General features: G+C 52.9%; 4 protein-coding genes. All 4 read right to left on the minus strand.

Features of this window, described 5'->3' with window-relative positions; genetic code table 11:
• The coding region (locus PsWM33_RS26905; protein ID WP_193778429.1) for a transposase at positions 1–331 on the minus strand (331 nt) is incomplete at its 3' end.
• A gap of 109 nt (positions 332–440) precedes the next feature.
• Positions 441–1,343 carry an SDR family NAD(P)-dependent oxidoreductase gene (locus tag PsWM33_RS19040; RefSeq protein WP_063301272.1) on the minus strand — a complete coding sequence of 301 codons (903 nt, stop codon included), beginning with the start codon at positions 1,341–1,343 and terminating at the stop codon, positions 441–443.
• Positions 1,333–2,574 carry a multidrug effflux MFS transporter gene (locus PsWM33_RS19045; protein WP_193778314.1) on the minus strand — a complete coding sequence of 414 codons (1,242 nt, stop codon included), beginning with the start codon at positions 2,572–2,574 and terminating at the stop codon, positions 1,333–1,335. Before PsWM33_RS19045 ends, PsWM33_RS19040 begins: the two co-directional genes overlap by 11 nt.
• A partial coding sequence (locus PsWM33_RS27740; protein ID WP_206599014.1) for a hypothetical protein occupies positions 2,543–2,777 on the minus strand: 235 nt, incomplete at its 5' end. The genes PsWM33_RS27740 and PsWM33_RS19045, both read right to left, overlap by 32 nt.

Raw genomic sequence — 2,777 nt, forward strand, 5'->3', positions numbered from 1 at the left:
CCTTATCAGACTGTAAAATGAGCCACATTGCTTTCAACCAGATCTGCAACGGGAGCTTGGTAGCATGCAACGGCGTGCGCGTGGTGACTGTAAACTGGAAGCGACAATGACTGTTTGAGCACTGATACAAGCCTGGTCGTAATCGTCCTCGGCCACTATCTCGATCAGCAAGTGAGATCGAATGCTTATAGCCACATGCAGGGCAAATCCGCCCTTTAGGCCATACCATGCTCTCAACAAGCTGACGGCATTTGTCCTCGCTCTGAAATGCCAGAACCATATCATCTAAAGTACGAATGGACTCCAGAACTAAAGACAATGTTTCTGACATGCATACCTCTCATCTCACGATTGACACAGGATAGCATAAATAGCCTAATATAGCGAAATAGCTGTCTTTGGTTGATAATGCCCCGCCCAAATATGCAGCTATGTGCCCACTAGGCCAGGTAGTCAGCGCAGAAGGCTTCTAGCTGGTCCCACAAGTCAGCCGCTTTCTGGCTGTCTAGGCCGGCATCCCCTTTGGGGAGCTCCATGATCCCGCACACGTTGTGCCAGTAGGCACCGGTTGGAAGATCTTGCGTTGCCGCAATGAGAGACGCCTGCGCCCCTTGTTCTTCATTGATGGCGACTTTCTTGAGGAGCCAAAGTGCAATCCCCTTGGGGTTCATGTCGCCCAACCCGCTCATGATTCCACCGGGATGTACAGCCGCCGCATGGATTTCGGGGTAGCGCCGGGTCAGCTCGAATGCCTGCCACAAGTTGCCCAATTTGCTGCCGCCATAGACAGTGTTCATGCTGAATTTTCCCGGGTTCGGCACGCATTCTTTGGCGGCAACATATGCATCACCAGAGGTCATCACGATCCGGGGGGAGTCGCCGAATAGGCCGAGCTTTGTCAGCAGCCGATACAGCAGGTGATGCCCAAGGACGTTGATCGCATAGGTCATCTCGACACCGTCAGCGGTCGTCTTGCGGTCCTTCATGACAACGCCCGCATTGCAAAACAGAATGTCAATCTTCTGACCGTTCAACTGATCAACGGCGTCTCTGACGGATGTAAGATCAGCCAGGTCACATTTGATCTGCAGCACGTTGTCCAATGCGCCTTTGCTTTCAGAGACGCCGCGCGACATAGAGATCACCTTGGCTCCCCGCGCCAATGCGCCTCGTGATACGAACTCTCCCACACCCGACGCGCCTCCTGTGACAAGAACGGTCTTTCCATCCAAGCGGGGCAAGTCGGGACAAGCAATTGTGCGAGACTGCTGGCGATACATGCATTTGATCATGCGAGGCACCATTCCACTCGCTGCACGATAGGGTGTGAAATCAAGTGTCATTTTGGATTCCTTTTAAGACTGTCGGCTTTGCGCTCATCTGGGCGGGTATGCGATCTGAAAATGTCAGAAGGAGCAGCGAGAGCAGGCTGGTTGCGAATATCCCGAAAAGCAGAGGGGTTACGGTCACGTTAAAGACAGCACCGATTGCGGACCCAATGATCATTGCAATGCAGCCAGACAAAAAACTGAAGGCAGAGTTCGCCAATCCAGCGATATGCCCAAGCGGTTGAAGTGCAATGGCATTCATGTTGCCCATCGTTAAACCGAAGCAAAAGAAAACAACCGAGATCAAGACAAGGAACGCAAAGAGCGGCAGAGAAGCAATCAGTGAGATGGCACATGCCAACCCGCTGGACAGGATCATTCCATAAAGGGCCATCCTGCACACGCGTTCTGGGCTGTAGCTTTCAACAAGACGAGCGTTTGCAAGGCTGGCAATACCAATAAATCCTGCGCCGATCGCAAAGTAGATCGAAAACAGATCGCCCGCGTCAAAGACATCTCGATAGATCTGTTCAGCTGACATAACATAGGCCATGAAGGCCCCCATGATCAGCCCGCTTGCTATTGTGTAAGTGCGGGTGGTTCTGTTCGACAGCGTTGCGAGCAGCCCGTCGCGGATCGGGGCGAGGCCGCCTGCACTGCGGCGCTCGACCGGAAGCGATTCAGGTTGGCGAAGCCAAACCCAGACGCTCGAAGCCAATGTTATTCCCACCATGAACCAGAAGATCGCCTGCCATCCTGCCATCGTGAGCAATCCCTGCCCAATCATCGGGGCGACACAAGGCACAATGATGAACACCGCCATGGTCAGGGACATGATACGCGCCATTGCTGCCCCTTCATAACGGTCGCGGATGATTGACATTGGTACGATCCGCAGCGCGGCGGCCCCAACGCCCTGAAAGAACCGCCCCACCAGCATCATGGCCAGATTGTCCGCCAGAATGCATGCTAGGCTGCTTAGCACGAAAATAGCCATGCCGATGAATAGCACGGGCCTGCGTCCGTAGCGATCCGACAAGGGGCCATAGGCCAGTTGCGCGATGGTCATCCCCAGAAACAGAACGCCGACGATCTGTTGCAACGCGTTTCCATCCGCCATTCCAAAACTCTCGCCGATATCGGGCAAGGCAGGTAGAACTGCATCAATCGACAGCGCGCCAAGCGATGTGGTCAGAGCGACAAGTGCCACAAATTCAAATTCGCTTTGACGGTGTGTTGCTGACATATCTAGCGATCCTCGCTGCAAGCCCATCAGTTGGGTTGGTGTTGCGAGAAATATCTTTCTCCCTCATAATATTAACAAGATGCATTTCATTGAGGTCACACATGAAAAAATCTGATCTAATGAAGGTCAATGTTAAACTGCTGACGATATTCTGTGCAGTTGCGGTATTGCCAAATTGTTTTGGATGAGTTGCTAAGGGGCAA

The organism is Pseudovibrio sp. WM33, assembly GCF_001623165.1.
GTDB lineage: Bacteria > Pseudomonadota > Alphaproteobacteria > Rhizobiales > Stappiaceae > Pseudovibrio.